Raw genomic sequence first — 25,288 nt, 5'->3', positions numbered from 1 at the left:
CAGCACCCAGTCTGCCTGTGCCAGAAGCGACTGTACCTCGCTCGCCAGCGCATAGAGGCGCACCATCGCGTCGCAGCCGTTGTTCGGCACAAAGCCCGCCTCCTCGGCAAAGATCGCGCGCATCCGCTCGTAGATCGCGTTCAGCTCTTCCATTCTTCACTCTCCCCCTATCGTCACGACCGCCTCGCCCGTTTCGTTCTCATAGCGCAGCAGCACGCGCAGCTCCAAAAATCCATTCTTTTCCGCAAGCTCCATGCCCGTCACGCTCAGGCCCTCTTCGTCCGCCAGCGCCTCGGCCACGTACTGCTTTGCCGCCGTCGCGCGGCTCTCGCCCTTTTCCCGCCATAAAAGGTGCAGCTTGCTGCCAAACTCCGGCACGAGCGCAAAGCTCCCGCGCCGCACGCTCAGCTTAAAGAGCACGCGTTCGAGCAGCTCGTCCCAGCCGCTCACGCGCACGAGCCCGCCCGCGCCGTCGGCCACATAATCGCGGTCTTTGATCTTCAGCTCCATCCTCAGCCCCCCATTCCCAGATACGGCATCCCGTTGATGAAAAGGAGCCCGTTGATGTCGATGCGCCCGTTGTTGCGCAGCACGATCTCCGTCCCCGCCGTGGCGGAGCGAATGCGCACCTCGCCGGGTGCCAGGTCGTCCGCGCTCTGCCCCACCGCGCCCACGGCGTAGGCCTCCTCGCCAAAGGTCCCGCCGCACACCACCAGCACATCCTCGCCCTTTTTCGGCTGCCACTCATAGCCGCCGGGCGCGGCGGTCTTCACCTCGCGCTTTTCCCCGCTGCTGAACACCGCCAGCTCGCCGCCCTCGACCGTCACCGTTCCGTCCTGTGCTGAGGCCACGTCCTGCATCTCATGCTGGCTCAGCTTTCTCGATAGCCACATTGTCTCTCACTCCCTCTGCATCGTCACTTCGCACGCCTCTCCGCTCTCGCCAAAGCGCCTCACGCACTCGATCACGCGGAAATTGCCCACAATGCCGATCTTCGTCCCGCTCACCGCCGCAATATCCCCCGGCGCGGCGGTGAACCGCCCCGCGATCGTCACGCGCAGCGTCTCCGCGCCCTCCTTCGACTTTGCGATCTGATACTCCCCCGTGTAGCGCATTGCCTGCGTGCCGCTACGCGCCGGCACGTAAAATACGCGCCGGCTCGTGCCGCCGCGAGCACAGAACGCCTCGTTTTTCACGCTCTGCTTCACGCCCGCCTTGCTGTCCACCACCAGTGCCTCGGCGATCACGCCGTAGCGCTTATCGCAGTAGGAAAGCGCCGTCACCGGCGTTTTCGCGTCGATGCTCACGCGCGCGGCCTTGCGGTTTTTCTTCACTTCCAGCGCGCCCGTCTTGTCGAAATACGGCGCGATCCCTCCGTGCAGCGCTGCAAAATCGTTCAGCGCCTTCCACTGGCTCGAACCGTTCGCCACGCGGTACCGCGCCGCAGCCGTCACCGCGTCATAGCCCGTGCACACGATGCCGTACGGCGTCACATGGTTTTTGAGAATCTCCTCCATCGTCGCCCACTGATAGCTCACGCTCTCTGCCTCGTTGTCGAGCAGCAGCGCCGCCATGCCGCGTCCGCTCACCTCAAGCTGCAAGCCCTTTTCATCGCATGTCACGCCGCACTCGTCCACAACGCCCGCAAATTCGACCGTGCCGTCCTCTCTCGCCGTGAAGCGCACCGCCCGCCGCAGCACCTCCGCCATCGCGGGCTCATACGCGCACTTGAGCGTAAAGCTGTCGCACGGCACGCTTCCCGTGTAGGAAAATTCCCACTTCAGCAGCGTCGGCAGCTCAAACTGCGCACCGTCGCACGTCGTCAGATACCCCTTCATCACGGCAGCGTCACCCGCTCTCCCACGGCGATCCTGTTGGGATTTTTGATCTGCGGATTCACGTTCAAAAGCGCCGTCAGCGTCACGCCATACGTGTTCGCGATGCCCCACAGCGTGTCGCCGCGCTTGACCGTGTAGTACGAGCTCGCCGTTTTCGTCCCCGTGCCCGCATTGCCGCTCCCGCCGCTCACGCGGATGAGCGACGTATCCAGTGGGCTCGTCTCCCAGAAGGCAAAGCGGTAGCGCACGTAGTTTTCAAGCGGCTGCTGCGCCAGTTCCAGCAACACAAAGTACGCCTGCGACGCCTGCCACACCGGATGGATCAGCAGCCCCGACTCGCCCTGATAGAAGACCGATGCCAGCTTTTTGAACTCGTCGTAGGCGCCCTTCCCCGCAAAAACGCCTTCGCCCTCCATCACGCGGTAGCTCATTCCGAGATCCTGCATCCCGTAGCGCCCGAACGGCACCTTCGCCACTGCCACCTGCCGCTTGAACGAGATGGTGTAGGTCTCCGGGTTGTGCGGCCAGACATAATCCTTGTATCGCATCGGTGCAAGGTTCATCCTCCCGCCCCTTTCTCAGTAAAATAAAAATCCGCCGTCGTATCGGCGCGCGTCGCGCTCCAAGCTCAGCGAAAACGACTCCGTCTCGCGCACCTCCTGCTCCTGCGCGAGTGAAAAGTCATTTTTCCCTCGCGCTGCCGCCGCGCTCGCCCCGTCGCGGCCGTCCGCGCTCAGGAGCTTTCTTATCCAGTCGGACGCATTGTCCGCGCTCTCGGCCTCCCTCGCGCGCAGAAGCGCAGCGTTCGCCGCCGCAGTGCCCGCCAGATTGGCAGAAAACGCTGTCTCCCTCTCCGAGCCATCATCTTCTTGCGTCGCACCCAGCCCGAGCTTTTGCCCAAGCCGCACCGCCGCCGTCTCCACCGGATCATCCGCTGCTTCTGCCACAGTTTCCGCGCCGCCGCTCATCTCCGCATCCTGCGCCGCGGCTTCCTCTTCCGAAAGCTGCGCCTCCGCCGCCTTTTTCTGCGCCGTCCCCTCTGGCACAAGGAAGAGGCGCTTTTTCAGCGCCTCTTCCCGCGCGCGCCACAGCTCTGCGCCTCTTTGCAGCGCCCATTCGATGTAATTCAAGGTTTTCGCCCCTCCTTCATGCGGATAAAGCGCGCCATATCAAAGCTCGCGTTGCCGCCGCCCGCGGTTTCGCCGAGCTTTGCGCCGCAAATGCTGCACCGTGCCTCCTCCGCGCGCGTCCGGCACTCGGGGCACAGCCGCTCCATCGCCTCCTCGCGGTCGAGCATCTGCCGTACCGGCGTCTCGCTGTCGAGGATCTGGTTGTCCGCGCCGATGGCCTTGATCGATACATCGCCCACCGATACAAAGTCGCGCACGCTGCCGTTTCTGCCCTCCTGCATCGCCCGCGACCATTCCTCGGCGATCTGCTCGGCGCGCTCCTGTGCCGCCCCGCGGTCGAGCTCGCCGTCCTGCGGCTTATAGACAACGGCAAAGCGCACGTTGCCGCAGCGGTCCCAGTTCTTCCCCATCGCGTCGTAAATTTTCAGCAGCAGCCCCGTTAAGTACGGCATCGAGCGCAGCATCGAAACTCCGTAAGGGTGCCCCGCTTCGGGGTTGAGCGGTGTAAAGAGCAGTAGGTCCTGATACTCCAGCGGCACGCTGCGCCCGCCGCCATCCACACCGCACAGGCAGAATTCGAGCGGATTGTCCCCCTCGCGCACCTCCACCTGCGAAACGTCCGCGCACAGCACCGCCGCGATCTCGCGTCCTTCCGCGTCCGGTACGATCTCGCCTACCGCGCGCCCGCAGGTCAAAAGCAAATCGAGGTAACAGTCCAAAAAGGCGTTGATGCCCCTCTGCCCACCGGTACTTCGCGCAAAAAGCGCTGCAAGCCCTGCTCCGCCCGCTCGTTGCCGCACGTCACGCGCACGCCGCCCGTCAGCCGGATCAGCTTGCAGATGGCCGCGTCCACCACCGGCACCGCCTCGCGCACCTCGCGGTAAAGCGCTGTCTCCCCGTCCAGCAGCGGCACATAGCTCTCAAGCCGTCCGAATGTACTGCGTCCGCCGCTGCGCAGCTGCACGGCGGTCTCGCCGCCCGTGCTTCTCTCCTTCTGCCAGGGTACTTTCATCCTGTCCTCTCCTTTTCCGTTTTGTTCATCGCGCCGCGCGCTCCACCGAGCGCATCGCAATGCCGCCTCCGCGTTCCTTTTTCGCGATCGACACGGCAAAATACCGCATCTCATCCATCGCGTGATCTCTATCCTTTTTCGGCCGGTCTCTTCCCGTTCCGCTGTCCTCCCAGCAATACGCCGCGATCTCGGCAAGGCAGCTCTCGCAGCCCTCGCAGATCACGATCTTCCGCTGCTTCAATAGGTTCGCCGTCACGCGGATGCCGTCCGCCACATCGTTGTCCGCCTTGCTCACGGGGAAGCCCTCGCGCCGCAGCGCCTCGATAAAGCTCGCCGCCGACGGGTCGACGATCACCTTTTCCACCGTCTCCCCCGCTGCGAACTTTTTAAGGTCCGCCACATACTCCGCGTCTGTCTTCTGCTGCCCCTCTCTGCGCGAATCGAAGTAATACTCCCTCGCCCGGTACCACACGCCGTCCTTGAGCGCCCACAGGCCAAAACTCGTCGGATTCACCGTCCCGTAGTCGATGGAGATTCTCACCCGCTCCCACGGCTTTTCCGGCACACGAGCGCAATACTCCTGCGGCATAAAGAAGTCATAGATGAGCCCCTTCGCCGCCGTCCACTCGCCCAGGATGAACCGCCGGTAAAATGTCCCGCTGTATGCCTTTTCGTACCGCGCCCGAATGCGCGGCGAGAGCGACGGATTGTCGTCCATCGTAAAGTGCAGATACAGCGCCCCGCGCTCCTCCGCGCGCAGGATCCACTCGCGGTAGAACCAGTGCATTGGCCCCTCGGGGTTGCAGTTGAACCACAGCTTGCTGCCCGATATGCTGCATCGCGCGCTCGCCTGCTCCACAAATGACCGCGGCATCAGCGCCGCCTCGTCGAACAGCACCCCCGCCAGCGTCACGCCCTGGATGAGCGCCGCGCTCCCCTCGTCGTAGCCGCCGAAGAGGTAAAAACGGTTTTCCCGTCCGCCGCTTCGCACGATCACTAAATTCTCGCTCCGCTTCTCCTCGCAGTGAAAGCCCCGCGCCATCACCTTCGGTAAAATCTCATGCAACACGTTGCGCCGCAGCGACACGATCGTCTTCCCGCACAGCGCAAATTGCTCGCCGCTAAAGCGCCGCATCGCCCACAGGAAAAAGCCCATCCCCATCGACAGCGTCTTCCCGCTTCGCACCGCCCCGTCGCAGATGATCGCGTCGTACTCTCTGTACTTTGGGTTCGCCCACCAGGTCATCGCCGTCTTCTGCTTGGCGGAAAACTGCTTCACGGCCGCCAATCATCTCTCTCCTCTCCCGCCTGCTCCAGCGCCTCCAAGAACTCCGCCGCCTCGTTCGCGTCCCCCGTCCCCAGCATCTCGTAAAGCGCGCTCAGCGCCTTCACCCGGTCGACGAACTTGACCTCCACCGTCCCGTTGGCGTTTCTCTTGAATTCCGCCACCGCCGACAAGTCCATCTTGCGGATCAACTGCGCCGTCGGCTCGCTCAGATACGTCAGCTCCACCCCGCGGTTCACCCGTCCGAACGCGATCTCCTTGAGCGCCTCGATCACATCCTCGCGCCCCAGCTCCTTTTTCTCCATCGTGTCCCCCCATTTTGTTTTCTCTTTTCACCCGAACCCCGCCGCACCCGTTTTGTTGCACAGTCGCATGCACGCGCGCAAAATTTTGCGCGCAAAAAATGCCGCGCACCGCGCGGCAGTAAAAAAAAGGGGCCATTCTCTTTCGCAAAAGAGAATGACCCCCCTTGAGCCCCCAAGAGAAAGGTTTTAATTGGCAGTCTCAGGCTTGAACGGCCTTTATGCCTCCGTAATGAAAATACCTGCGCGCGGCGTTGCCGCGTTGAATGTTGCTATACGATTTGGTTTGCTCCTATCATCCGCTGCCGCTCTGCTGATCTTGTAGAAGTGCACAGTAATTTCCGTCTAACGGGGTACTACTCAATGCGGCGAGCGCAGCAATGCCGCATTCGGCACACAGTCTGCCGCCGTTCTACCGTCACTCGCGTCTCACGGTAGTAAGGCGCGGTTGCAAGACGTAACGAAACGTAGGGATTCATGGCGAAGCCATGTACACCGCACTTACATTGCGCAACGCATGCAGTCATTCAAGCCCAAAGCTGCCAATGTATGGGATCAAGGGGCAAGGCCCCTTGCGTTCTCTTGGGGGATTTAAAGGGGGCCATTCTCTCACGTGAGAGAATGGCCCCCTTTATTCGCACCCCTGCGCGGCGCAGGGGAATTCCCTCCCATCATGGGAGACAATCATTCGAGAATGAACTTTTCAAGCTCACCCGCATCATCGGCGATCATCTTCGCGCCGGCTTCGATCACAACTTCCCTCGAGCGGAAACCCCAGCTCACAGCGATGACGTCCAGTCCGGCGTTCAGCCCCGTCTGCACGTCCACTTCGGAATCTCCGACGAACACCGCGTCCTTTTTAGCAATTCCCAGCGCTTTCAGCGCCGTCTCCGCCATGTCGGGGTACGGCTTGCAGCGCACGCCGTCGCTCGGGCCGACGGCAAACTCCATCCGGTCGCCGAAATACTCACGGCTCAACTTCTGCACCGCGCTGTCCGGCTTGTTCGACACGACCGCCAGCTTGATGCCCTTTGCCTTCAGCTCGCTCAGCATGTCCAAAAGTCCGTCGTACACCCGTGTTTTGATCTGGCAGTGGTCCTGATAGTACGCGCGGTACGCCGCGAGCGTCTCCATGATCTTTTCCTCGCTCGTCCCCTCCGGCACGGCGCGGCGGATCTGCTTTTCCGCCCCGTTGCCGACAAAGCGCCGCATCTCCTCAAGGCTCCGCTCTGGATAGCCCATCTGCCGCAGTACATGGTTCGTGCTGTCGCGCAGGTCCTCCAGCGTATCGAGCAGCGTCCCGTCCATATCAAAAAGAACCGCTTTATAGCTCATAAATTATCCTCTTTTCGCACTTTTGTTGCCTCATTATAGCCGCCGCATGCACAAAGTTCAAGTGCCTTTATCCAAACATATCTATGCCCTCTGTCCTCTTGTTTCTCTTTTTCTTCTCTGATATAATTATTAAATGATTTTATAGATAAGGAGCGCTGTCATCATGCATGAACTGGAACGTCTCTATCATATCCACTGCGCCAAGGGCGAGGTCGGCCGCTATGTGATCCTGCCCGGCGACCCCGGCCGCTGCCCCTCCATCGCCGCGCTGTTCGACGATGCCCACCTCGTCGCGCAGAACCGCGAATACACCACCTACACCGGCACGCTGCTGGGCGAAAAGGTCTCCGTCTGCTCCACCGGCATCGGCGGCCCGTCCGCCTCCATCGCCATGGAGGAGCTGCATCAGCTCGGCGCGGACACCTTCATTCGCACCGGCACCTGCGGCGGCATTGACTTAAACGTCAAGTCCGGCGACATCGTCGTCGCCACCGGCGCCATCCGCTACGAGCACACCTCGCTCGAATACGCGCCCATCGAGTTCCCCGCCGTCGCCGATTTCGACATCACCCTCGCCCTTCGTCAGGCATCCGAAGAGCTCGGCTACTTCACCCACACCGGCGTCGTCCAGTGCAAGGACAGCTTCTACGGCCAGCACTCCCCGGAAAAGAGCCCCGTCTACTACGAGCTTCTGCAAAAGTGGGAGAGCTGGAAGCGCCTTGGCGTCAAGGCAAGCGAAATGGAGTCCGCCGCAATGTTCGTCGTCGCCTCCGCGCTCGGCTGCCGCTGCGGCTCCTGCTTCCACGTTGTCTGGAACCAGGAGCGCGAAAAGGCCGGCCTCGATCAGGACATGAGCGAGGACACCTCCGCCTCCGTCAAGGTCGCCGTCGAAGGTCTCAAGAAGATCATCCAGCGTGACCGCGAGCTCGCCGCGCTCCCGAATCACGATCAAAAGCTGCTCGAAAAGAAAGAAAAGGGGCTTCTCCATGAGTGATAAAAAGGTCATCGGTATCCTCGGCGGCATGGGTCCTCTCGCTACCGCCGACCTCTTTCAGAAGATCACCCTGCACACGGCTGCCTCCTGCGATCAGGACCATCCGCGCGTGTGCATCGACTCCAATACCAATATTTCCGACCGCACGGCAGCCCTCCTGCACGGTGGCGCCGACCCCGTCCCCGAAATGGTCAAGAGCGCGCAGCGCCTCGAGTCCATCGGCGCGGATCTTCTCATCATGCCCTGCAACACCGCGCACAACTTTTATGACGCCGTCGCCTCGTCCGTCTCCATCCCCGTTCTGCACATGATCGCCATCACGCGCGACGCGCTCAAGTCCCGCGGCGTCAAGTGCGCCGGTCTCCTCGCGACCGACGGCACCGTCCAGACCGGCATCTACCAGCGCACGTTCGAGGGCAGCGGCGGCGAGCTCCTCACCCCCGATAACGCCGAAGATCAGGCCGCCGTCATGGACATCATCTACAACGGCGTCAAGGCCGGCGACCTCACGCACGACGCGACCGCCTTCCGTACCGCCTGCGAGCATTTGCTTGCTCGCGGAGCCGAAGTCCTGATCCTCGGCTGCACGGAGCTCCCCCCTGCGTTCGACATCTATCATCTCGATTACCCCAACGTCGACCCGACGCTCGAGCTGGCGCTCGCCGCCGTCCGCGCCGCCGGCTGCGAGACGAAGTGAGGGCGCGCCCATGAGCTACGCCGATCAGGTCTTTCGCGCCAACTGCCTCGACATTCTCCAAAATGGCGTGCGCGACGACGACCTCACCGTCCGTCCCCACTGGGAGGACGGCACCCCCGCCCACACGATCAAAAAATTCGGCCTTGTCAACCGCTACGATCTCCAAAAGGAGTTTCCCATCCTCACCCTGCGCCGCACATACCTCAAAAGCGCGGTGGACGAGCTCCTCTGGATCTGGCAGAAAAAGTCCAACAACGTCCACGACCTCTCTTCCCACATCTGGGATGCCTGGGCGGACGAAACCGGTTCCATCGGCAAGGCCTACGGCTATCAGCTTGGCGTCAAGCACCAATACAAGGAGGGCATGTTCGACCAGGTCGACCGCGTACTCTATGACCTCAGACATAACCCCGCCTCGCGCCGCATCCTCACGAGCCTCTACAATTTCGAGGACCTACACGACATGAACCTCTACCCCTGCGCCTACTCCATGACCTTCAACGTCTCGAACGGCACGCTGAACGCCATCCTGAATCAGCGCTCGCAGGACATGCTCGCCGCCAACAACTGGAACGTCTGTCAGTACGCGGTGCTCGTCCACATGTTTGCCCGGGTCTCCGGCCTCAAAGCAGGCGAGCTCGTCCACGTCATTGCCGACGCGCACATTTACGACCGCCACATCCCCATCATCGAAAAGATGCTCGCAGAGCCGGAGCACCCCGCCCCGCAGTTCACACTCGATCCCGCCGTGACGAATTTCTACGCTTTCACCCCCGACAGTGTCCGGCTGGAAAATTATCAGTTCAGTCCCTTTGAAGACAAGATTCCCATTGCCGTTTGAGCATTCGCGCCGGCAAAATTTATAGAGAAAGCCATGGAGTTGATACTATGACCGCAATCGTCTGCGTTTCCCAGAGCTGGGGCATCGGCCGCGACGGCGCGCTGCTGTTCCGCATCTCTGCCGACCACAAGCGTTTCCGAACCCTCACCGTCGGCAAGACCGTCATCCTCGGCCACAAGACCCTCGACACCTTCCCCGGCGGCAAGCCCCTCAAGGACCGCCGCAACATCGTCCTCTCCCACCGCGACCTCGACGTCCCCGGCGCGGAGATTGCCCACTCGTTTGACGAGGCCGCCGCCCTCGGCGGCGACGACGCCATCGTCATCGGCGGCGCCAGCGTCTACATGGCGCTCCTCTCCCGCTGCGACCGCGTCTACGTCACCAAGGTCGACGCCGACCCGGACGCCGACAGCTTCTTCCCCAACCTCGACGACAATCCCGACTGGCGCATCGAGTCGGAGAGCGAGACCTTTGAGGAAAACGGCCTCAAGTTCCGCTATGTCGACTATGTCCGCAAGTAAAAAGAGGGGCCAAGGCCCCTCTTTTTTTGCGCCCTAAAGGGCATGCGGAAGCAGCGCCAGCGGCGCTGCACGGGAAAAGGGGGCTATTCTCTTTCACGAAAGAGAATAGCCCCCTTTCAATCCCCCAAGAGAAAGGTTTCGATTGGCAGTCTGAGGCTCGAACAGCCTTTATGCCTCCAGAATGCAAATGCCTGCGCGCGGCTTCGCCGCGTTTGGTGTTGCTATACGACTTGACTCTCTCCTATTATCCGCTGCCGCTCTGCTGATCTCGTGGAGGTGCAGCCTAATTTCCGTCTACTTTGGATTTGTACGATCTTGCTACTGCCTGCCAAGGCGGCATTGCTGCGCTCGCCGCGGTTATGTCAGCGGTGATATTCCAGCAGATCGCCGACGGTGCAGTGCAGCACGCAGCAGATGCGGGCCAGAATGTCAAGGTCAAGTTTTTCAACGTCACCGCGATACCACTTGTCGACGACCTCAAAGCGCACACCGATCCTTCTTGCCAGCGTGTTGCGGTTGATGCCGTCACTGTCCATGCGCTCCTTTAACTTGAGCCGCACGTTTCCATACTCTTCCATTGTGATGATACCGCTGTCAGCCATATTTTTCACCTCAACGGTATACTATGGTGATAGTAACGTCTTGACTATTCGCTTATTTATAGTTACTATTTATATAGTATTTCAAAGGAGGATATGATTATGCTGACCTACAAAAACCTTTATTGCTCCCTGGTTCGCAGTATGAGCGAAGCCATCGACCTCTACGACGAGGGAAAGGGCATTCTCGCCCGCGAAGGCCTGAAAAAAGCCCTGTTGGACGCAGAAGACCAAGTCATTTCCCACGACATCATCCCCGACGAACCCATCAGCAGCTCCCACCCAGCAGAAGACTAAACAGCGCGGTGAGCGCAGCAATGCCGCGCCCGCAGGCAGTCTGCCGCCGGTCCACCGTCACTCGCGCCTCACGATAGTAAGGCGCGGTTGCAACCAGTAACGAATCGCAGAAGCTTCATGGCGAAGCCATGTACACCGCGCCTGATTCCGCAGGCTGAGCAGCTCTTCAAGCCCCAGACCGGCAATGTCGGGGGTCGAGGGGCCCTCCCCTCGCGTTCTCTTGGGGGTTCAAGGGGGCCATTCTCTCACGTGAGAGAATGGCCCCCTTTCCCACGTCCCTGCACCGTGCAGGGCCAAAAGCAGCGCTGCCGCGCTGCATCACGCGCAGCGGAACGCTTCCACAGCCGCCCCATCCGCGCAGCGATACAGCCGCCCGCCCTCGGCGTAAAACGTCTCATTCCCCTCGTCGCATTCGACGTTCCAGCGCAGACGCCACACTGTCTCGGCTCCGTTTTCGTCATAGCCCTGCCAGCCGAAGCAGCTGACCCCGTTCAGCGCTTTCACGTTCCTCCCAAGCCGCAGTGTCACCGTGCAGTCGACGATCTTCGCGTTCGGATAGTCCTTTTCCGCGTCCGCCGCAACTTTCTCGTCACCGAAGACGACCTGGGTATTCCATATCTCCGGCGCGTTCAACGCAAACGCCGTCGGCACACCGCGGCCGATATACCCGCCGAGCGCCGTCACCTTGTAGCCGTGCACTTCATCGGGAATAACGATCACCGCGCCGTCGCTCCCGTCCCAGTCAACGTCCGCCGCAAAGGCTTGATGCGTCACCAGGTTGCGGTAGTAGCGCTGCCCGTCTGTGTCTGTCCAGTCCGCCGCGCGGTATCCCTGCGCACCGGTCAGCATCCATAAGAGGACTCCGACCGCCGCGGCGATCAGCGCGACCGGCAGCGCGATCGCGCCCATCTTTCCGGAATGTTTCTTCTGCATGACAATACTCCTTTCTTCATCCTTGCAAAGGGTCTTTTCATTTCCATCCAAGTTGATTATAATAGACAGACACCGCATTTGTATAGGAGGTCCACCGCATGGCGACGCTCAACACCGATATCCGCTATATCAAGGGCGTGGGCGAAGCGCGCGCCAAGTCGCTCGCCAAACTCGGCATCACCGACCTGCGCTCCCTCCTTTCCTACTTTCCCCGCGCCTACGACGACCGCCGCGCGTACAAGAAGATCGCCGACCTCATCCCCGGCGAGAATGCCTGTGTCTGCGCCGTCATCGCGGGTGAGCCCAAGCTCTCGCGCATTCGCAAGGGGCTCGACCTTATCAAGCTCCGCGCCGTCGATGAAACCGGCGCACTTGAGCTCACCTATTTCAACCAATCCTACCTCAAAAACACCTTTCACACCGGCGACGCCTACGTCTTCTTCGGCCGTGCCGAGGGTACGCCGAGCCGCCCGCAGATGACCAATCCCCTCTTTGAGCGCGAGGGCACATATCAGATCACGGGCCGCATCATGCCCATTTACCCGCTCACCGCGGGCATCAGCCAGTCGATGCTCTATAAGGCCGTCGAACAGGGCCTTGCCGCCTGCGTCGACGAACTTCCTGACATCCTTCCTGAGAACGTCCGCCTCGTCTACCAGCTCTGCCACACCCGCTTTGCCTACGAAAATATCCACTTCCCCACGGACGATGAAGCTCTCTCCGCCGCGCGCCGCCGCCTTGCGTTCGAAGAGCTTTTCCTGCTCGCGCTCGGCCTCAAGCTCCTGCGCGAGCGCCGCACGTTCGTCGCGGGAAAACAGTGCAAAAAAGTCGACCTTTCGCCCTTTTTCACCTCTCTCCCCTTTTCCCTCACCGGCGCACAGCGCCGCGCCATCGGCGATATCGCGCGCGACCTGACAGGTCAGCGCCCGATGAACCGCCTCGTGCAGGGCGACGTCGGCTCGGGCAAAACGATGGTCGCCGCCGCCGCCATCTACATGGCCGCAAAAAATGGTCTCCAATGCGCCCTCATGGCCCCGACAGAAATCCTTGCCGAGCAGCACTACCGCTCACTCGCCCCGCTTTTGGAGCCACTCGGCATCCCCTGCGCACTGCTCACCGCCTCGACCAAGGCCAAGGAGCGCCGCGCGCTGAACGAACGTCTCCGGTCCGGCGAGCTCTCCCTCGTCATCGGCACGCATGCCCTGCTCTCGCCTGACGTGCAGTACCAAAACCTCGGGCTCGTCGTCACCGACGAGCAGCACCGCTTCGGCGTCGACCAGCGCGCCGCGCTGTCCGCCAAGGGCGATGACCCGCACCTTCTCGTCATGTCCGCCACGCCCATCCCGCGCACGCTCGCGCTGATGATCTACGGCGATCTCGACGTCTCCATCTTAAACGAACTTCCCCCCGGACGGCAGAAGATCGACACCTTTGCCGTCCCGTCGAGCTATCACGAGCGTATCTACGCTTTCTTGCGCAAGCTCGTCGCCGAAGGCCGTCAGGCCTATATCGTCTGCCCCATGGTCTCGGAAAACGACGAGCTCCCCGATGAGCGCAAGGCCGTCACCGCCCACGCAGAAATGCTGCAAAAAGAGGTCTTCCCCGACCTTCGCATCGCCCCCATCCACGGCAAGATGAAACCTAAGGAAAAGGACGCCGTCATGCGCGCTTTCGCCGCGCATGAGATCGACGTGCTCGTCTCCACCACCGTCATCGAGGTCGGCGTCGACGTGCCGAACGCCGCGCTCATGCTGATTGAAAACGCCGAGTGCTTCGGCCTCTCCCAGCTCCACCAGCTGCGCGGCCGCGTTGGCCGCGGCCAGCACAAGTCCTACTGCGTCCTTGTCTCCGACAACAAGGGTGAGGAAAACAAGCAGCGTCTCAAAGTCATGTCCTCCACGAGCGACGGCTTCGCCATCGCGGAAGAGGACTTGAAGCTCCGCGGCCCGGGCGACTTTTTCGGCTCCCGCCAGCACGGCCTGCCGTCGCTGCGCGTCGCCGATCTCTCGTGCGACTTATCCCTTCTGCACGAGACGCAGTCCGCCGCCGAGCAGCTCCTCGCCGCCGACCCCGCGCTCAAAAATCATCCGCTGCTCAAAGCCCGCGTCGAGCTTCTCTTCGAGCTCAACGCCGATGCCATGAATTGAAATAAAAAAGTCAGGCCTGCTGGCTTGACTTTTTTACGCTTTGTAGTATGATTAGTATAACTAATCATACTTTAGGAGGCTGATTTTATGGAAGTACCTCAGGGCAAGCACGCCTGGATGGTCAAGATCGGCGAAAAGGGCCAGTTTGTCATCCCCAAGGAAGCGCGCGACATTTTCGGCTTTCACCCCGGCGACGAGCTGCTCGTCCTCGGCGACGACGAGCGCGGCATCGCCATCCTGCCCAAGGCCATGCAGCGGGAATATATGCTGCGCATCTTTTCCGAAATGGACAACGGGGGCGACAGCAAATGAGCAAGATCGCCTTTTTCTGCATCCCGGCCTACGGCCACACCAACCCGACGCTCGGCGTCGTGCGCGAGCTCGCCGCGCGCGGTCACGAGGTCCGCTACTACTCCTACGAACCCATGCGCACGCTCATCGAAGCCGCAGGCGCGCAATTCGTCGCCTGCGACCCGTATGACTGCGAACAGCACCTCACGCCCGCCGACGGCGTGCGCGTCGGCAAGGACATCGCCTTTTCGACGCACATTCTGGTCGAGACCACCCTCGCCCTCGACGAAATGGTCTGCGCCGACATGCGCGCTTACGCGCCCGACTGTATCGTCGCCGACTCGATGGCTGTCTGGGGCAAGGCCGTCGCCAAAAAGCTCGGCATCCCGTTCATCTCCTCGACCACGACCTTTGCCTTCAACCGCTATTCGGCCAAAGTCATGAAGCAGAGCGGCGGCCAGATGCTCAAAATGATGCTCGCCATGCCGAAGATCAACCACGATCTCCAGCGCCTGCGTGACCGCGGCTATCCCATCAAGAATATTCTCGACATCATCCAGAACGACGATCAGACTGACACCATCGTCTACACCTCGCCCGAGTTCCAGCCCTGCGCCGACACGTTCTCAGACAAGTACGCCTTCGTCGGCCCGTCCATCCGCCCCGCGACTGAAAATATCGAAAAGACCCACGATGTACTCATCTACATTTCGATGGGCACGGTCAACAACGACCTCCTCCCCTTCTACCGCGCCTGTATCGCCGCGTTCGCGGACTCACTCTATCAGGTCATCCTCTCCACCGGCGAGCAGATCGACCGTTCCGCCCTCGGCACACTTCCCGACAACATCACCGCCCTCCCCCACGTCGACCAGATCGCCGTGCTGCAAAAAGCCGACGTCTTCCTCTCCCACTGCGGCATGAACAGCGCGAGTGAGAGCCTTTATTTCGGCGTGCCGCTCGTCCTCTTCCCGCAGACAAGCGAACAGGGCGGCGTCGCTTCGCGCGTCGCCGAACTTGGCGCGGGCCTCAAGCTCGAAAAAGCCGACGCCGCCTCCATCCGCACCGCGGTCGACACCGTCCTCCAAACGCCCTCGTATCGCGCAAACGCGCAGAAGATCCGCGAGAGCTTCCTCCGCTGCGGCGGCGCGAAAGCAGCGGTGGATAAAATTCTTTCTGTCGCTGACAGGAAATAGTTTCCCCATGCCGCATGGGGAACGGGGCAAAGGGGGTATTCTCTTTCACGAAAGAGAATATCCCCCTTTAAATCCCCCAAGAGAAAGGTTTAGATTGGCAGTCTCAGGGTTGAATAACCTTTATGCCTTCGGAATGCAACTGCCTGCGCGCGGCAGAGCCGCGGTTAGTGTTGCTAATACGATTTGACTTTCTTCTATTATCCGCTGCCGCTCTGCCCATCTTGTGGGAGTACAACTTAATTTCCGTCTACCGTGGCACTCCTCAATGCGGCGAGCGAAGCAATGCCGCATTCCGCAGGCAGTCTGCCGTCGAGCTAACGTCACTCGCGCCTCACGATAGTAAGGCGCGGTTGCTGGATGTGTCGAATCGCAGGGATTCATGGCGAAGCCATGTACACCGCACCCGATTGCGCAGCGCGTGCAGCTCTTCAAGCCCCAGGCCGGCAATGTTGGGGGTCGAGGGGTCCTCCCCTCGCGTTCTCTTGGGGGTTCAAGGGGGTCATTCTCTCACGTGAGAGAATGACCCCCTTTCCCGCGTCCCCTGCACAGTGCAGGGGAACATATTGCCCGCGTCAACGCAGAAGAACTTACTTCTCCTCCGCCGCCTTGATCTTGGCGAGTTCTTCTTCCTCCAGCTGGCGATACGCCACCTTACCAACCAGAGTCTTGGGCATATCCTCTTTGAACTCGATGTCATACGGCATGGCGTACTTCGCCACATTCTTGCGGCAGTAGGCCAGAAGCACCTGCTTGGTCTCCTCGGTCGCGGGCACGCCCTGTGCGAGCTTGACGAAGGCCTTGACCTTCTGCATCTTGTAGGGGTCGGGCACGCCGATCACGCAGCTCATCTGCACGTACTCGTGCGCGTCGAGGATATTTTCGATCTGGCCGGGATAGACATTGTAGCCGGACGAAATGATCATGCGCTTGGCACGGCCGCGGAAGTAGATAAAGCCCTGTTCATCCATCACGCCCAGGTCGCCCGTGTAGACCCACGTCAGGCCGTCGGCGTGCGTGCGAAGCGTCTGCGCCGTCTCTTCGGGATTGTTCATGTACTCCTTCATCACGGTCGGGCCCGCGAGCAGGATCTCGCCCTCCTGCCCGTAGGGAACCTCCCGGTCAGTGTCCGGCTCGACGATCTTGATGTAGGTATCCGGGAACGGCAGGCCGATGGAGCCCTCCTTGAACATGTGCGGCGGTGTCAGGCAGCAGGCCGTGACTGTCTCGGTCGTGCCATAGCCCTCGCGCACCTGAATGGACGCCTTATGGTCATAGAGGAACTTGTCGAACTTCTTCTTCAGCTCGATCGACAGGCTGTCGCCGCCGGAGAATACGCCCTTGAGCGAGCTGAGGTTCGCCCCGTCCATGCTCGGCAGGCGCAGCAGCGCTTCGTAAAGCGTCGGCACGCCGGCGATGAAGTTGCACTTGTACTTCACGATCTGCTTGGCGTAGCTCTTGGCCGTGAAGCGCGGAATCAGGATGCAGCGGCCGCCCTGCGAGAGCATCGTGTGCACGCACACGCCGAGGCCGAAGCCGTGGAACAGTGGCATCGCCGCCAGCATGCGGTCGCCGGGGCGGAACATCGGGTTCGCCGCAATGACCTGCTGGCCGAGGGCGTTGAAATTCTTGTTCGTCAGCACGATGCCCTTTGTTGTGCCGGTCGTACCGCCGGAATAGAGGATCACAGCGGGGTCCGCGCCCTCGCGCTTGACCTTATAGGTCTTATAGTAGCAGGAGTGGGAGAGCTTCATGAAGTCCTTCCACATGATGACCGGCGCGTCCTCGGGAATCTTCTCGATCTTGCGTCCCTCGGTGAGCATATAACCCGCCTTGATCGTCGGGGACAGCGCGTCGCGCACGCTTGCGATGATCATGTTCACGACCTTCGTGCGCTCGCGCACCTTTTCAAACTTGTTGTAGAACTGGTCGAGCGTCACCGCCGCCACACTTTCCGAGGCGTTGAGGTAAAACTCGATCTCCTTCTCTGCCGACAGCGGATGGATCATGTTCGCAATGCCGCCGACGAGGTTGACGGCGTAGAACATATAGATGGCCTGCGGGCAGTTCGGCATGGCAATGGTCACCTTGTCACCCTCGCGCACGCCGATGGTCTTGAGCGCCTTGGCGCACTGCTCGATCTCGCGGATCATCTGGCGGTAGGTCGTCGACTTTCCCATGAACGTAAAAGCGATGTTGACCGGATATTTCTTAGCGATCTGCTCCACGGCCTCGAACATCGAGCCGTCGAAATACTCAAGGTGCATCGGCACCTCGCCCATGTAATCCTTCCAGGGCGTTCTGACAATGGAATCACTCATATTCTACTTCCTCCGATAGCGGTCGTTCCAAAAGGGTGGGGTGTTCTAACAGATATTTGAAAAGGCGCACGCTCTTTGCGTAATAGTAGCCGTCGGCAATGCGCTCATCCACGGTGAGGCCGAGGTCCACCGTCTCCTGCATTTCGACAAGGCCGTGCTCGTCGTACAGCGGCGTCCACTTCTTTTCGCCGATGATGCAGAACAGCGAGCTCGTGCCCCAGTTCGTCAGGTGGTGGTAGCCGCTTTTGAGATGAATGGAACCGAGGTTAGAGATGAACACCGAACTGTAGTTCGGGTCCTTGCCGATCAGGAAATCGGGGCACCAGCCGTGCTTGTCGAGCCAGCGGATAAACCGCACCGCCGCCTTGGACAAAAAGCGCGGCAGGCTGTTGAGCACATTCATGCTGTTGTCGGTCGTGTTGACCTTCTTCTGCTCGCGGCAGGCCGCAACCTCCTGGTGGATCTCTTCGTGGATCGTGTCGATGGTGCTCTCAGGCTTTATCTCCAGCAGAGCCATGGCCTCTTCGCTGCCGTCGGCAAACTCCTTTTTGATGACAAAGCCCGCTGTCACCTTATTGCGCTGATAGTAGTTTTCATTCGCGTAAAAGCGGTTGAGCTTCGGCCGTAAAATGACCGTCTTAACGAGCGCCGTCAAAATCACGTGGAAAAACGTGTACTTGAACGGGATGCCCTCATAGTTTTTCGTCGCAATGTAGTCCTTGATGGGCTCTAAATTCACGCGCTCTGCGATATACGCCTCGTTGTCCGCGCGGTTGGGATAGATGATGCCCATGATAAAGTGCAGCGAATCCACATCCCGCAGCAGTGTTGCGTCGCGCCGGTCGCCCCAGCGTCTTTTCTGTTCTGCCATAAAACCTTCTTCCTTTTCTTTCGGTTTTGCTTCTTTTCCCCCACCCTTCCACAAGTGGGACCCCTCTTTAGGGAATAAACCGCTCAAAAATGACGATCGCGCCCTCGCGCTCCGCCGTCTCCAAGTCTTCTTTCGACCGGATGGTCCAGTAAACGCCCTGCGCGCCGTAGAGCTTACGGCATAAACGCGGCGCCCAGTTTTTCTTATCTTCAAATTTGTAGGCGACAAAATCCGGCTGCGCCATGATGTTGCCCAGCAGATTCGTCGTCGCAAACGCCATCGGCAGGCTCAAATTGCCGCGGTCTTTCAAAAAGTCGCAGCTCAACTGCCCGCGGATGACCTCTGGCCGGTGCTTTTTCAGCCACGCCACGCACCGCGGGTCGAACGACTCCACGCAGTACTTGACGCCAAATTTGTCGAGTTCCGCCATCGTGCGCTCAGTGAGCTCGGCAAAGTTGTCGCGAAAGCTCTTGACCTCCACAATGACCGGCAGGCCCGTCCCCGCAAACAGCGCGAGCACATCCTTGAACTGCGGGATGGTCTCCTTCGTCCCGTCCAGCGCGTAGTCCTTGAGCTCGTCCGCGCTCAGGTCTTCGAGATACCCCTCGCGGCCCGTCATACGCTTCACATCGCTGTCGTGGAACACGGCAAGCGTCTCGTCGCGCAGCAGGTGCACGTCGAGCTCCGCGCCGAAGCCCCGCGCGATTGCGCGCGAGAATGCCGGCAGCGAATTTTCGGGAATGCCCGCCTCCTTATCGTAGAGCCCGCGGTGCGCATAGCGGAATTTCCGCAGCGCCGCCATCGACTCCGTCCCGCGCCGCGCGCGCAGTAAAACCGCCCACGCGACCGCCAGAATCAGGCAAATTCCGACAACGATCCGTAAAATTTTCATTTTAGATCACTTCTTGTATTCGATTTAGTCCGCATCCATGTCCTCAAACGCCGCAAGGCCGGCCTTGGCCTCCACTTTGCAGTCGCCGTGGCGCACGAAGCACATCGTCACAAAGCTGCACACCACGAAGAACGCCGCATACGGGAACAGCACACTGTAGCTGATGTGCTTCAAAAGCGTGCCCGCCAAAATCGGCGTCACGACCTGCGCCGCCATCGAAAATGTGTAGTAGTAACCCGTGAACTTGCCGATATCGCTGCCCTTGCACATTTCAACGACCATCGGCAGCGAGTTGACGTTGATTGCCGCCCACGCAAGACCGACGAGCGCAAACACGACAAACATCACGGCGTTGATGCTCTGATAATGCGTCGTCAAAAAGTACGCCGACGCAAAGCACGCCGCAAGCAGGATGACGCCGCCCTGAATGGTCTTCTTGCGTCCGATCTTCGACGCCAGCTGCCCCACGGGGATGTACGACACGATGGCCCCGCCCGTCGCGACGAGCAAGCACGTCGACGCGCCGCCGAGGCCCCGCCCCATCACGCGCCCGACATACGTCGTCCACCACGTCGTCACGCCGTTGTAGCCGATGTACCACAGCGCGATCGAGCACAGCAGCATCACAAGGCTGCGCTTGACTTCTTTGGGGAGATCCTCGCTGCCGTCCGGCTCCTCCTCCACGAGCTGCTGCTCGGGATGCTCGGCCTCGTATTCCTTCTCCGCCGCCGCGAGCTTCGGCTCGTTTGTCGTGAAGTACAGCACGATGACCGAAACCGCCATCAGCACCGACACGACGACAAACAGCGGTTGGTAGTTCACATGCTCGGCCCCCGCCGTCTTGCTGTTCGGATACAGCACCGCCGCCACGATCAGATACGAAATGCCGCCGACCGCGCCCATCAGGTTAATAATCGCGTTCGCGCGCGATCTTATGGGCTTGGGTGTCACGTCTGGCATCAGCGCCACCGCGGGCGAGCGGTAGGTCCCCATCGCCACGAGCAGCAGCCCCAGCGTGACGACGAACATCGCAAGCTTACCCGTGCTCGCGCCATTTGCGTAGCCGTTGTCAAAAAGCGGCAGCAGATTCATCAGGATCACCGCAGCCGCCGTGCCGCCGAGGATAAACGGCATCCGCCGCCCGATTTTCGTGCTCGTCTGATCACTCAGCGCGCCGAAGAACGGCAGCAAAAACAGCGCCAGCACATTGTCCGCCGCCATGATCGCGCCGGAAATGGTCTCGTCTAAGTGGAACGTGTTCGTCAAGATCAGCGGGATGATGTTGTCGTACATCTGCCAGAACGCGCAGATGGACAAAAACGCCAGCCCCACCAGCACCGTGCGCTTTTGGTCAAGCTTCATAGCCGTTCTCCTTGCAAAGAAAAGTCGATTTCCTTAGAATCACAGTAGAATATCATGTTTTCGCCGAAATAGCAAGCGCCCGTCGCGCCCCACTCTGTCAAATCCCTGTAAAATGCCAATATTCCTTGCCTTTTCGTCCCGTTTTCGCTATAATGGAACAAAAATTGCGAAAAGGAGCTCCCATGCTGTTTTGGAAGAAGAAAACGCCCCCGCTCGTCCAGTCCTCCGCCTCCGCGTGGCGTGAGCAGTGGCGCGCGATCGTCCCGCCCGAGTGCCGCAACGTCCCCGTCACCGTCGGCGATAAGACCGTCACCGCCTACGTGCAGATCAACCATTTCGTGATGATGCTCCAGGATGGCTTACTCATGGAGGAGCACTTTTTCGACGTCTGCTCCCACTTCCAGCGCGCGGGCTACCATGTCATCTGGCTCATGCGCTGCACGCAGGACATCGAAAACGGCTATTTGAAGCTCAAAAAGCAGCGCGGCGACAAATGCCTCTGGAAGTGGCGCAAGCCCACGACGAACTTCGGCCGCTGGACGTCCGACAACCGCTGCGTGACCATCCTCCTCCAATATAAGCCCGCGCCCGACGGCCCGCTCGAGCACTGCACGGAGCACATTTTGCAGCGCGTCCAGTGGGCGGAGAGCTCGGACAACGCGCAGATGGTCCCCTCGCGCACGGAATTCGCCACCGTCGGCGTCCCCGGCACCCCCGCCGAGCTCGCCAACTGGCTCCGCGGCGGCTTCATGTCCGGCGATCTGTAAAATTTTCAGTTGGTTGCCGTCCTTCGTCCAACAACTCCTTTCATGCTTGACAAGCATGAACCCCCGGTTTTCCGGGGGTTTTATTTTTACTGTTTTTAAGGAGATTGCTATGAAACGGACTACAAACTACTCTCTTCCCACGTGGGAAAAATCGGACTTCATCCAAATGTCCGACTTCAACGACCTGACGCACAAGCTCGACACCGCGCTCAAAAGCCACGACGACACGCTGAACACCAAGGCAGACACCTCGGCCGTCACCGCCGTGCAGCAGGAGGTCGCGGCGGCGCGCGAGGCCAACTGCCTCGTCAAGCTCGCGGACCCGCTCGTGACCACGACGGAAAACGGCACGCTCAATTTCGACCTCTCGCAGGTCGACATGACCAAGGTTGCGGCGCTGTTTTTGACATTCAGCGTCAGCTCCGTCAGCGGCACAATGAGCGTTTCCGTCAACAACGCATCCGTCGGCACGATTTGCAGCAACGACCGCTCCACATCGGCAGGCGTTGCGTGGCTGTTTCCATTCGGCGGCAAGGTTGCCAGCTATACGTTCTCAGCTTGCAATGTGGAGGGCTTGACTAACTACAGCGACACAACCGAGTCAGTTAACTGGACAGGGGTTACTTCCGTCAAACTCAGCGGCGGTTCCAACGCAGGTGCAACAGCAACACTATTTGCGATAAAGAAATAACAAAGCAGAAAAACCCCCGAGGCAAAAGCCTCGGGGGTAAAACTTTTATGAATGCATCCTGCGATGCGCTTCAAATCGGTTTTGCATCAATTACTTGATGACGGTGAAGATGACCGTGGTGGTCTCGCCAGCGTTGACCGTGTAGGTCTCAGCCCTGGTGGAGTTCAGCTGGCCAACCAGAGCAACCGTCGTGGCGTTCCAGGTGAAGTCACCCTGCCAGCCCTGGTGGGCGAGGACGGTCTGGAGATCGAAGCTGAAGGTACCGGTGGTGGACTTCTTCTGAACGCCGAGGTCGAGGACGTCGCTCTTCACAACGCCGTACTGATCGACGAACTGAACCTTGAACTCAACGGTGCCGGTGGTGATCTCGGGGTTGGAGCCGTTATCAACGAGCTTCATCACGTAAACGTAGGAAGCAACATTATCGACGTTGCCGACAGCGTTCTTGCTGGTGTAGCCGATAACGACGACGTCGTCAGCCGCAACAGAGTTGATGTCGCCCTTGGTGATCTCGGTGATCTCGGTGCCATCAGAGTACTGAGTCTTGGTGACCACATAGTACTCGGTGGAGGAGTTCACGCGGTAGTCGCCGTAACCAGCGCCGACAAGGGAGTCGCCCTCGAACTTCTCGACCTTGGTACGATCCCAATACAGATCAGCAGCGGTGCTGTTGGCAGCGTCGTAGCTGGCGTTCAGGTCAGCAGCGGCATAGCCATAGCCCTTGAGGAGCAGGGTCGGGTTGTTGGAGACAGCAGCGATAGTGCCGTCAGCAGCCAGAGTGATCTTGTAGAAGCCGTCAGCCTGGAACAGGTTCTGAGTGGAAGCATACAGCGTGGTGGCCTCGGTGGAGCCGAGCTTGGTCACGGTGTAAGCATACTTGACCGGGTTGTAGCCGGTGGCAAAGCCGTTCTGAGTGGCGGCGTAAGCAACGAACTCGCTGGAATCAAGGGTCTTATCCTTGATGACGACGAGAGTAGCATAGGTGCCATCAGTCAGGAAGCAGAGGTCACCAGGGGCAACGGTCATGCTGGGCAGCTCGTTGATGCCGTTGTACAGGGTGTAGGTGTAGCCGTTGGAATCAAGAACCAGGAACTTGGTGTTGTTGTTGGCAACGAAGCTGTTGACCTGGTTGTTGATGGTAGCGGACTTGTACTGCGTGAAGTGGATAGTGCTGTTGTTGTGGGTCTTGCCAGCTTCCCGAGAATCGCAGTACTTGTTGAGAGCATAGGAGCCGTCAGCATTCACGGAGTAGGTGTAGATGTGGCCATAGTAGCCATCCCTGCCGCCGTTGTTGACATAAGAGTCAGAGACGTAAGCCTTGGCATACTGACCGTTGCTGTCGGTGGTGTTGCTGGTAACAGCGCCGTTGACAGTAGCGACGGTAGCGCCGGAGACCTTCTCACCGTTGGCGAGAACGAAGTCAGCAAGAGCCTTGCCGTTGCCGATAACGCTGTTGTCGTGCTTCCACTCGATCTTCTCGATGACGAGATAGTTGACGTTGGACTTGACCAGAGCGATCAGGTTACCGTAGGCATCAACGATCGTGTCATAGGAAGTGTTGTCCTTCTCAGCGGGGTTAGCCTTGAAGTTGCCAAGGAAGAACTTGTCCGCATCGTTGTACTTGGTCTCAGCAACCGTGGTGGTAGCAGCGACAGTACCGTAAGCGGGAGTCCAAGTCTTGATCAGACCCATCGGGGTGACAGTGGCGGCTTCAACGTTGCGGACGACGACAGAACCGTCGAGTGTGGCGTTAACGAGGACGTACTGACCAACGGTGTAGCCGGTGGCCTCATAGCTGTAAACAGCGGGGGTGGGGTTGACCTTGTTGTCGCTATCGAGGTAGAGAGCAACGCCGATCTTGGCAGCGGTGGTGTGGCCGTTGCGGTCGGTGGTAGCGGCAGTGACGGTCTTCACAACGCCCAGATAGGTGTTGATCTCAACCAGACGATAGCCGTTCTCCATCTTGTAGACCTCGGTCAAACGGCCCTGAGCGCCAACCAGAGAGGCGGTGTTCAGCGCATCGATCTTGCCGTTGCGGTCGGAGGTGACGGAAGCGTTGGTGACGTTGGTCTTCACGCCATCGATGTAAGCGCTCTCGATGGCGGCGGACTTGGTGATGCCGAGATCCTTAGCGATGTCGCACTCATCAACCTTCACGGTGTAGGAGGCAACAGCCTTATCGCCAACAAAGGTCTCCGTGTCGCCGACGTTGTAGGTCCACTTGGTAGCGGGACGGCCCCACTTGTCAGCGGAATCCTTGCCGACGAGCTTGAAGTTCTTGTAGCCGAGGGTGGGAGCAGCATTGCCGAGCACCTTATCGGTCACATAGCCGAAGGACGGAGTGTAGGTGACGGTGGCGGACTCAGCGATGGCACGGAACAGGAGCTCGGCGACCAGCTCACGGGTAGCGGGAGCGTTGAGGTCGATGCCCTTGACGTTCTTGAGCACGCCGGCCTGCTGCGCGGTCTGCGCAACATGCAGCGCCCAATCAGCGCCGGAGAACTCACCGTTCTTGTCGTAACCGACAGCGCGGAGGATCATAGCGAGGACTTCGTAGCCGGTGACCTTGCCGGAGGGCTTGAAGGTACCGTCGGGATAGCCCTTGACCAGCTCAGCGTTGGCGCAGTAGCCGATGTAGCCCTGAGCCCAACCGGCGCCAGCCATGTCGCTGAACTTGTTGTAGGTGGCGTACATGGAAGCCTTAGCATCCTTGACGTCCTGAGTGTACACGCGATAAACGATCGCGGACACCTCAGCGCGGGTGATGTTGCCCTTGGGCTGGAAGGAACCGTCCTCATAACCCTTGAACACACCCATGCCATTCAGAACGGCAACAGCCTCAGCGTAATCATCGCTGATGCTCTTGTCATCCTTGAAGGCGTTGGCGCTGACGGCCAGAGACAGAGTCATGACCAGAGCCAGCACCATTGCGAGTAACTTTTTCATAGATGTTACTCTCCTTTCATAAA

General features: G+C 59.9%; 27 protein-coding genes. 10 read left to right on the top strand and 17 right to left on the bottom strand.

What is annotated here, in order from left to right:
- Window positions 1–156 precede the first annotated feature (156 nt).
- From NI20_RS0104270 to NI20_RS0104230, 10 genes are all read right to left on the bottom strand, one after another.
- A complete protein-coding gene (locus NI20_RS0104270) occupies window positions 157–510 on the bottom strand; it encodes a hypothetical protein (protein WP_033120210.1) in 354 nt (117 codons plus the stop codon).
- 2 nt (window positions 511–512) lie between these two features.
- Window positions 513–893 carry a hypothetical protein gene (locus NI20_RS0104265; RefSeq protein WP_052084423.1) on the bottom strand — a complete coding sequence of 127 codons (381 nt, stop codon included), beginning with the start codon at window positions 891–893 and terminating at the stop codon, window positions 513–515.
- Between the two features lie 6 nt (window positions 894–899).
- Entirely contained in the window at window positions 900–1,841 is a 942-nt protein-coding gene (locus NI20_RS0104260; RefSeq protein WP_156108552.1) for a hypothetical protein, read from the bottom strand.
- A complete protein-coding gene (locus tag NI20_RS0104255) occupies window positions 1,838–2,401 on the bottom strand; it encodes a LysM peptidoglycan-binding domain-containing protein (protein ID WP_242842918.1) in 564 nt (187 codons plus the stop codon). The genes NI20_RS0104260 and NI20_RS0104255 overlap by 4 nt, the downstream gene beginning before the upstream one ends.
- Before the next feature lie 15 nt (window positions 2,402–2,416).
- Entirely contained in the window at window positions 2,417–2,968 is a 552-nt protein-coding gene (locus NI20_RS0104250; RefSeq protein WP_033120207.1) for a hypothetical protein, read from the bottom strand.
- Window positions 2,965–3,687: a hypothetical protein gene (locus NI20_RS15615; RefSeq protein WP_242842917.1), complete on the bottom strand. Its 723-nt coding sequence runs from the start codon at window positions 3,685–3,687 to the stop codon at window positions 2,965–2,967. The genes NI20_RS0104250 and NI20_RS15615 overlap by 4 nt, the downstream gene beginning before the upstream one ends.
- On the bottom strand, window positions 3,660–3,980 hold the full coding sequence (locus NI20_RS14045; RefSeq protein ID WP_052084421.1) for a hypothetical protein: 321 nt from the start codon (window positions 3,978–3,980) through the stop codon (window positions 3,660–3,662). Before NI20_RS14045 ends, NI20_RS15615 begins: the two co-directional genes overlap by 28 nt.
- A 25-nt stretch (window positions 3,981–4,005) precedes the next feature.
- Window positions 4,006–5,268: a PBSX family phage terminase large subunit gene (locus NI20_RS0104240; protein WP_242842916.1), complete on the bottom strand. Its 1,263-nt coding sequence runs from the start codon at window positions 5,266–5,268 to the stop codon at window positions 4,006–4,008.
- Window positions 5,256–5,570 (bottom strand): hypothetical protein, encoded by a 315-nt coding sequence (locus NI20_RS0104235; RefSeq protein WP_033120206.1) that lies wholly within the window; start codon window positions 5,568–5,570, stop codon window positions 5,256–5,258. Before NI20_RS0104235 ends, NI20_RS0104240 begins: the two co-directional genes overlap by 13 nt.
- Window positions 5,571–6,251: 681 nt before the next feature.
- Window positions 6,252–6,902, bottom strand: a complete 651-nt coding sequence (locus NI20_RS0104230) for an HAD family hydrolase (protein WP_033120205.1) — start codon at window positions 6,900–6,902, stop codon at window positions 6,252–6,254.
- Window positions 6,903–7,065: 163 nt separating this feature from the next.
- Between NI20_RS0104230 and udp the strand changes: the two genes are divergently transcribed.
- From udp to NI20_RS0104210, 4 genes are read left to right on the top strand one after another with little or no spacing between them, the layout of a single operon-like run.
- Window positions 7,066–7,896 (top strand): uridine phosphorylase, encoded by an 831-nt coding sequence (gene udp / locus NI20_RS0104225; protein WP_081958371.1) that lies wholly within the window; start codon window positions 7,066–7,068, stop codon window positions 7,894–7,896.
- Window positions 7,889–8,593 carry an aspartate/glutamate racemase family protein gene (locus NI20_RS0104220; RefSeq protein WP_033120204.1) on the top strand — a complete coding sequence of 235 codons (705 nt, stop codon included), beginning with the start codon at window positions 7,889–7,891 and terminating at the stop codon, window positions 8,591–8,593. Before udp ends, NI20_RS0104220 begins: the two co-directional genes overlap by 8 nt.
- Before the next feature lie 10 nt (window positions 8,594–8,603).
- Window positions 8,604–9,434 (top strand): thymidylate synthase, encoded by an 831-nt coding sequence (thyA, locus tag NI20_RS0104215; protein ID WP_033120203.1) that lies wholly within the window; start codon window positions 8,604–8,606, stop codon window positions 9,432–9,434.
- A gap of 47 nt (window positions 9,435–9,481) precedes the next feature.
- Complete coding sequence (locus tag NI20_RS0104210) at window positions 9,482–9,955, top strand: dihydrofolate reductase (RefSeq protein WP_033120202.1); 474 nt, start codon at window positions 9,482–9,484, stop codon at window positions 9,953–9,955.
- 362 nt (window positions 9,956–10,317) lie between these two features.
- Here the strand turns inward: NI20_RS0104210 and NI20_RS0104205 are convergent, their stop codons facing one another.
- Complete coding sequence (locus NI20_RS0104205) at window positions 10,318–10,557, bottom strand: helix-turn-helix transcriptional regulator (RefSeq protein WP_081958370.1); 240 nt, start codon at window positions 10,555–10,557, stop codon at window positions 10,318–10,320.
- A 99-nt stretch (window positions 10,558–10,656) separates the two neighbouring features.
- On the opposite strand from NI20_RS0104205, the gene NI20_RS0104200 reads away from it, so the two are divergent.
- Window positions 10,657–10,851, top strand: coding sequence for a hypothetical protein (locus NI20_RS0104200; RefSeq protein WP_033120201.1), 195 nt, complete (start codon window positions 10,657–10,659; stop codon window positions 10,849–10,851).
- 318 nt (window positions 10,852–11,169) lie between these two features.
- Here NI20_RS0104200 and NI20_RS0104195 read toward each other — a convergent pair whose 3' ends face one another.
- Window positions 11,170–11,784, bottom strand: coding sequence for a hypothetical protein (locus NI20_RS0104195; protein ID WP_033120200.1), 615 nt, complete (start codon window positions 11,782–11,784; stop codon window positions 11,170–11,172).
- Window positions 11,785–11,882: 98 nt separating this feature from the next.
- Here NI20_RS0104195 and recG point away from each other — a divergent pair, with 98 nt between their 5' ends.
- The 3 genes from recG to NI20_RS0104180 all read left to right on the top strand — a co-directional run bounded on the left by recG (window position 11,883) and on the right by NI20_RS0104180 (window position 15,418).
- The gene (gene recG / locus NI20_RS0104190; protein ID WP_033120199.1) at window positions 11,883–13,931 is read left to right on the top strand and encodes an ATP-dependent DNA helicase RecG; all 2,049 of its coding nucleotides are present in this window, start codon (window positions 11,883–11,885) and stop codon (window positions 13,929–13,931) included.
- A gap of 87 nt (window positions 13,932–14,018) precedes the next feature.
- A complete protein-coding gene (locus tag NI20_RS0104185; protein WP_033120198.1) occupies window positions 14,019–14,243 on the top strand; it encodes an AbrB/MazE/SpoVT family DNA-binding domain-containing protein in 225 nt (74 codons plus the stop codon).
- The gene (locus tag NI20_RS0104180; RefSeq protein ID WP_033120197.1) at window positions 14,240–15,418 is read left to right on the top strand and encodes a macrolide family glycosyltransferase; all 1,179 of its coding nucleotides are present in this window, start codon (window positions 14,240–14,242) and stop codon (window positions 15,416–15,418) included. Before NI20_RS0104185 ends, NI20_RS0104180 begins: the two co-directional genes overlap by 4 nt.
- Before the next feature lie 587 nt (window positions 15,419–16,005).
- Here NI20_RS0104180 and NI20_RS0104175 read toward each other — a convergent pair.
- The 4 genes from NI20_RS0104175 to NI20_RS0104160 all read right to left on the bottom strand — a co-directional run bounded on the left by NI20_RS0104175 (window position 16,006) and on the right by NI20_RS0104160 (window position 20,861).
- Window positions 16,006–17,736: a class I adenylate-forming enzyme family protein gene (locus tag NI20_RS0104175; protein WP_052084420.1), complete on the bottom strand. Its 1,731-nt coding sequence runs from the start codon at window positions 17,734–17,736 to the stop codon at window positions 16,006–16,008.
- Window positions 17,729–18,607: a 2-oxo acid dehydrogenase subunit E2 gene (locus tag NI20_RS0104170; protein ID WP_033120196.1), complete on the bottom strand. Its 879-nt coding sequence runs from the start codon at window positions 18,605–18,607 to the stop codon at window positions 17,729–17,731. Before NI20_RS0104170 ends, NI20_RS0104175 begins: the two co-directional genes overlap by 8 nt.
- Window positions 18,608–18,674: 67 nt before the next feature.
- Complete coding sequence (locus tag NI20_RS0104165; RefSeq protein ID WP_052084419.1) at window positions 18,675–19,499, bottom strand: glycerophosphodiester phosphodiesterase family protein; 825 nt, start codon at window positions 19,497–19,499, stop codon at window positions 18,675–18,677.
- 24 nt (window positions 19,500–19,523) lie between these two features.
- Window positions 19,524–20,861, bottom strand: a complete 1,338-nt coding sequence (locus NI20_RS0104160) for an MFS transporter (RefSeq protein ID WP_033120195.1) — start codon at window positions 20,859–20,861, stop codon at window positions 19,524–19,526.
- Between the two features lie 182 nt (window positions 20,862–21,043).
- Between NI20_RS0104160 and NI20_RS0104155 the strand changes: the two genes are divergently transcribed.
- Both NI20_RS0104155 and NI20_RS0104150 read left to right on the top strand, forming a co-directional pair.
- Window positions 21,044–21,628, top strand: coding sequence for a hypothetical protein (locus tag NI20_RS0104155; RefSeq protein WP_033120194.1), 585 nt, complete (start codon window positions 21,044–21,046; stop codon window positions 21,626–21,628).
- 109 nt (window positions 21,629–21,737) lie between these two features.
- Window positions 21,738–22,319: a hypothetical protein gene (locus tag NI20_RS0104150; protein ID WP_033120193.1), complete on the top strand. Its 582-nt coding sequence runs from the start codon at window positions 21,738–21,740 to the stop codon at window positions 22,317–22,319.
- 90 nt (window positions 22,320–22,409) lie between these two features.
- Here the strand turns inward: NI20_RS0104150 and NI20_RS0104145 are convergent, their stop codons facing one another.
- Entirely contained in the window at window positions 22,410–25,265 is a 2,856-nt protein-coding gene (locus NI20_RS0104145; RefSeq protein ID WP_081958369.1) for an S-layer homology domain-containing protein, read from the bottom strand.
- Window positions 25,266–25,288: the final 23 nt, after the last annotated feature.

This window comes from Oscillibacter sp. ER4 (assembly GCF_000765235.1).
GTDB lineage: Bacteria > Bacillota > Clostridia > Oscillospirales > Oscillospiraceae > Hominicoprocola > Hominicoprocola fusiformis.
Note: the sequence above shows the minus strand (reverse complement) of the source record. Positions and strands in the feature narration are given on the sequence as shown.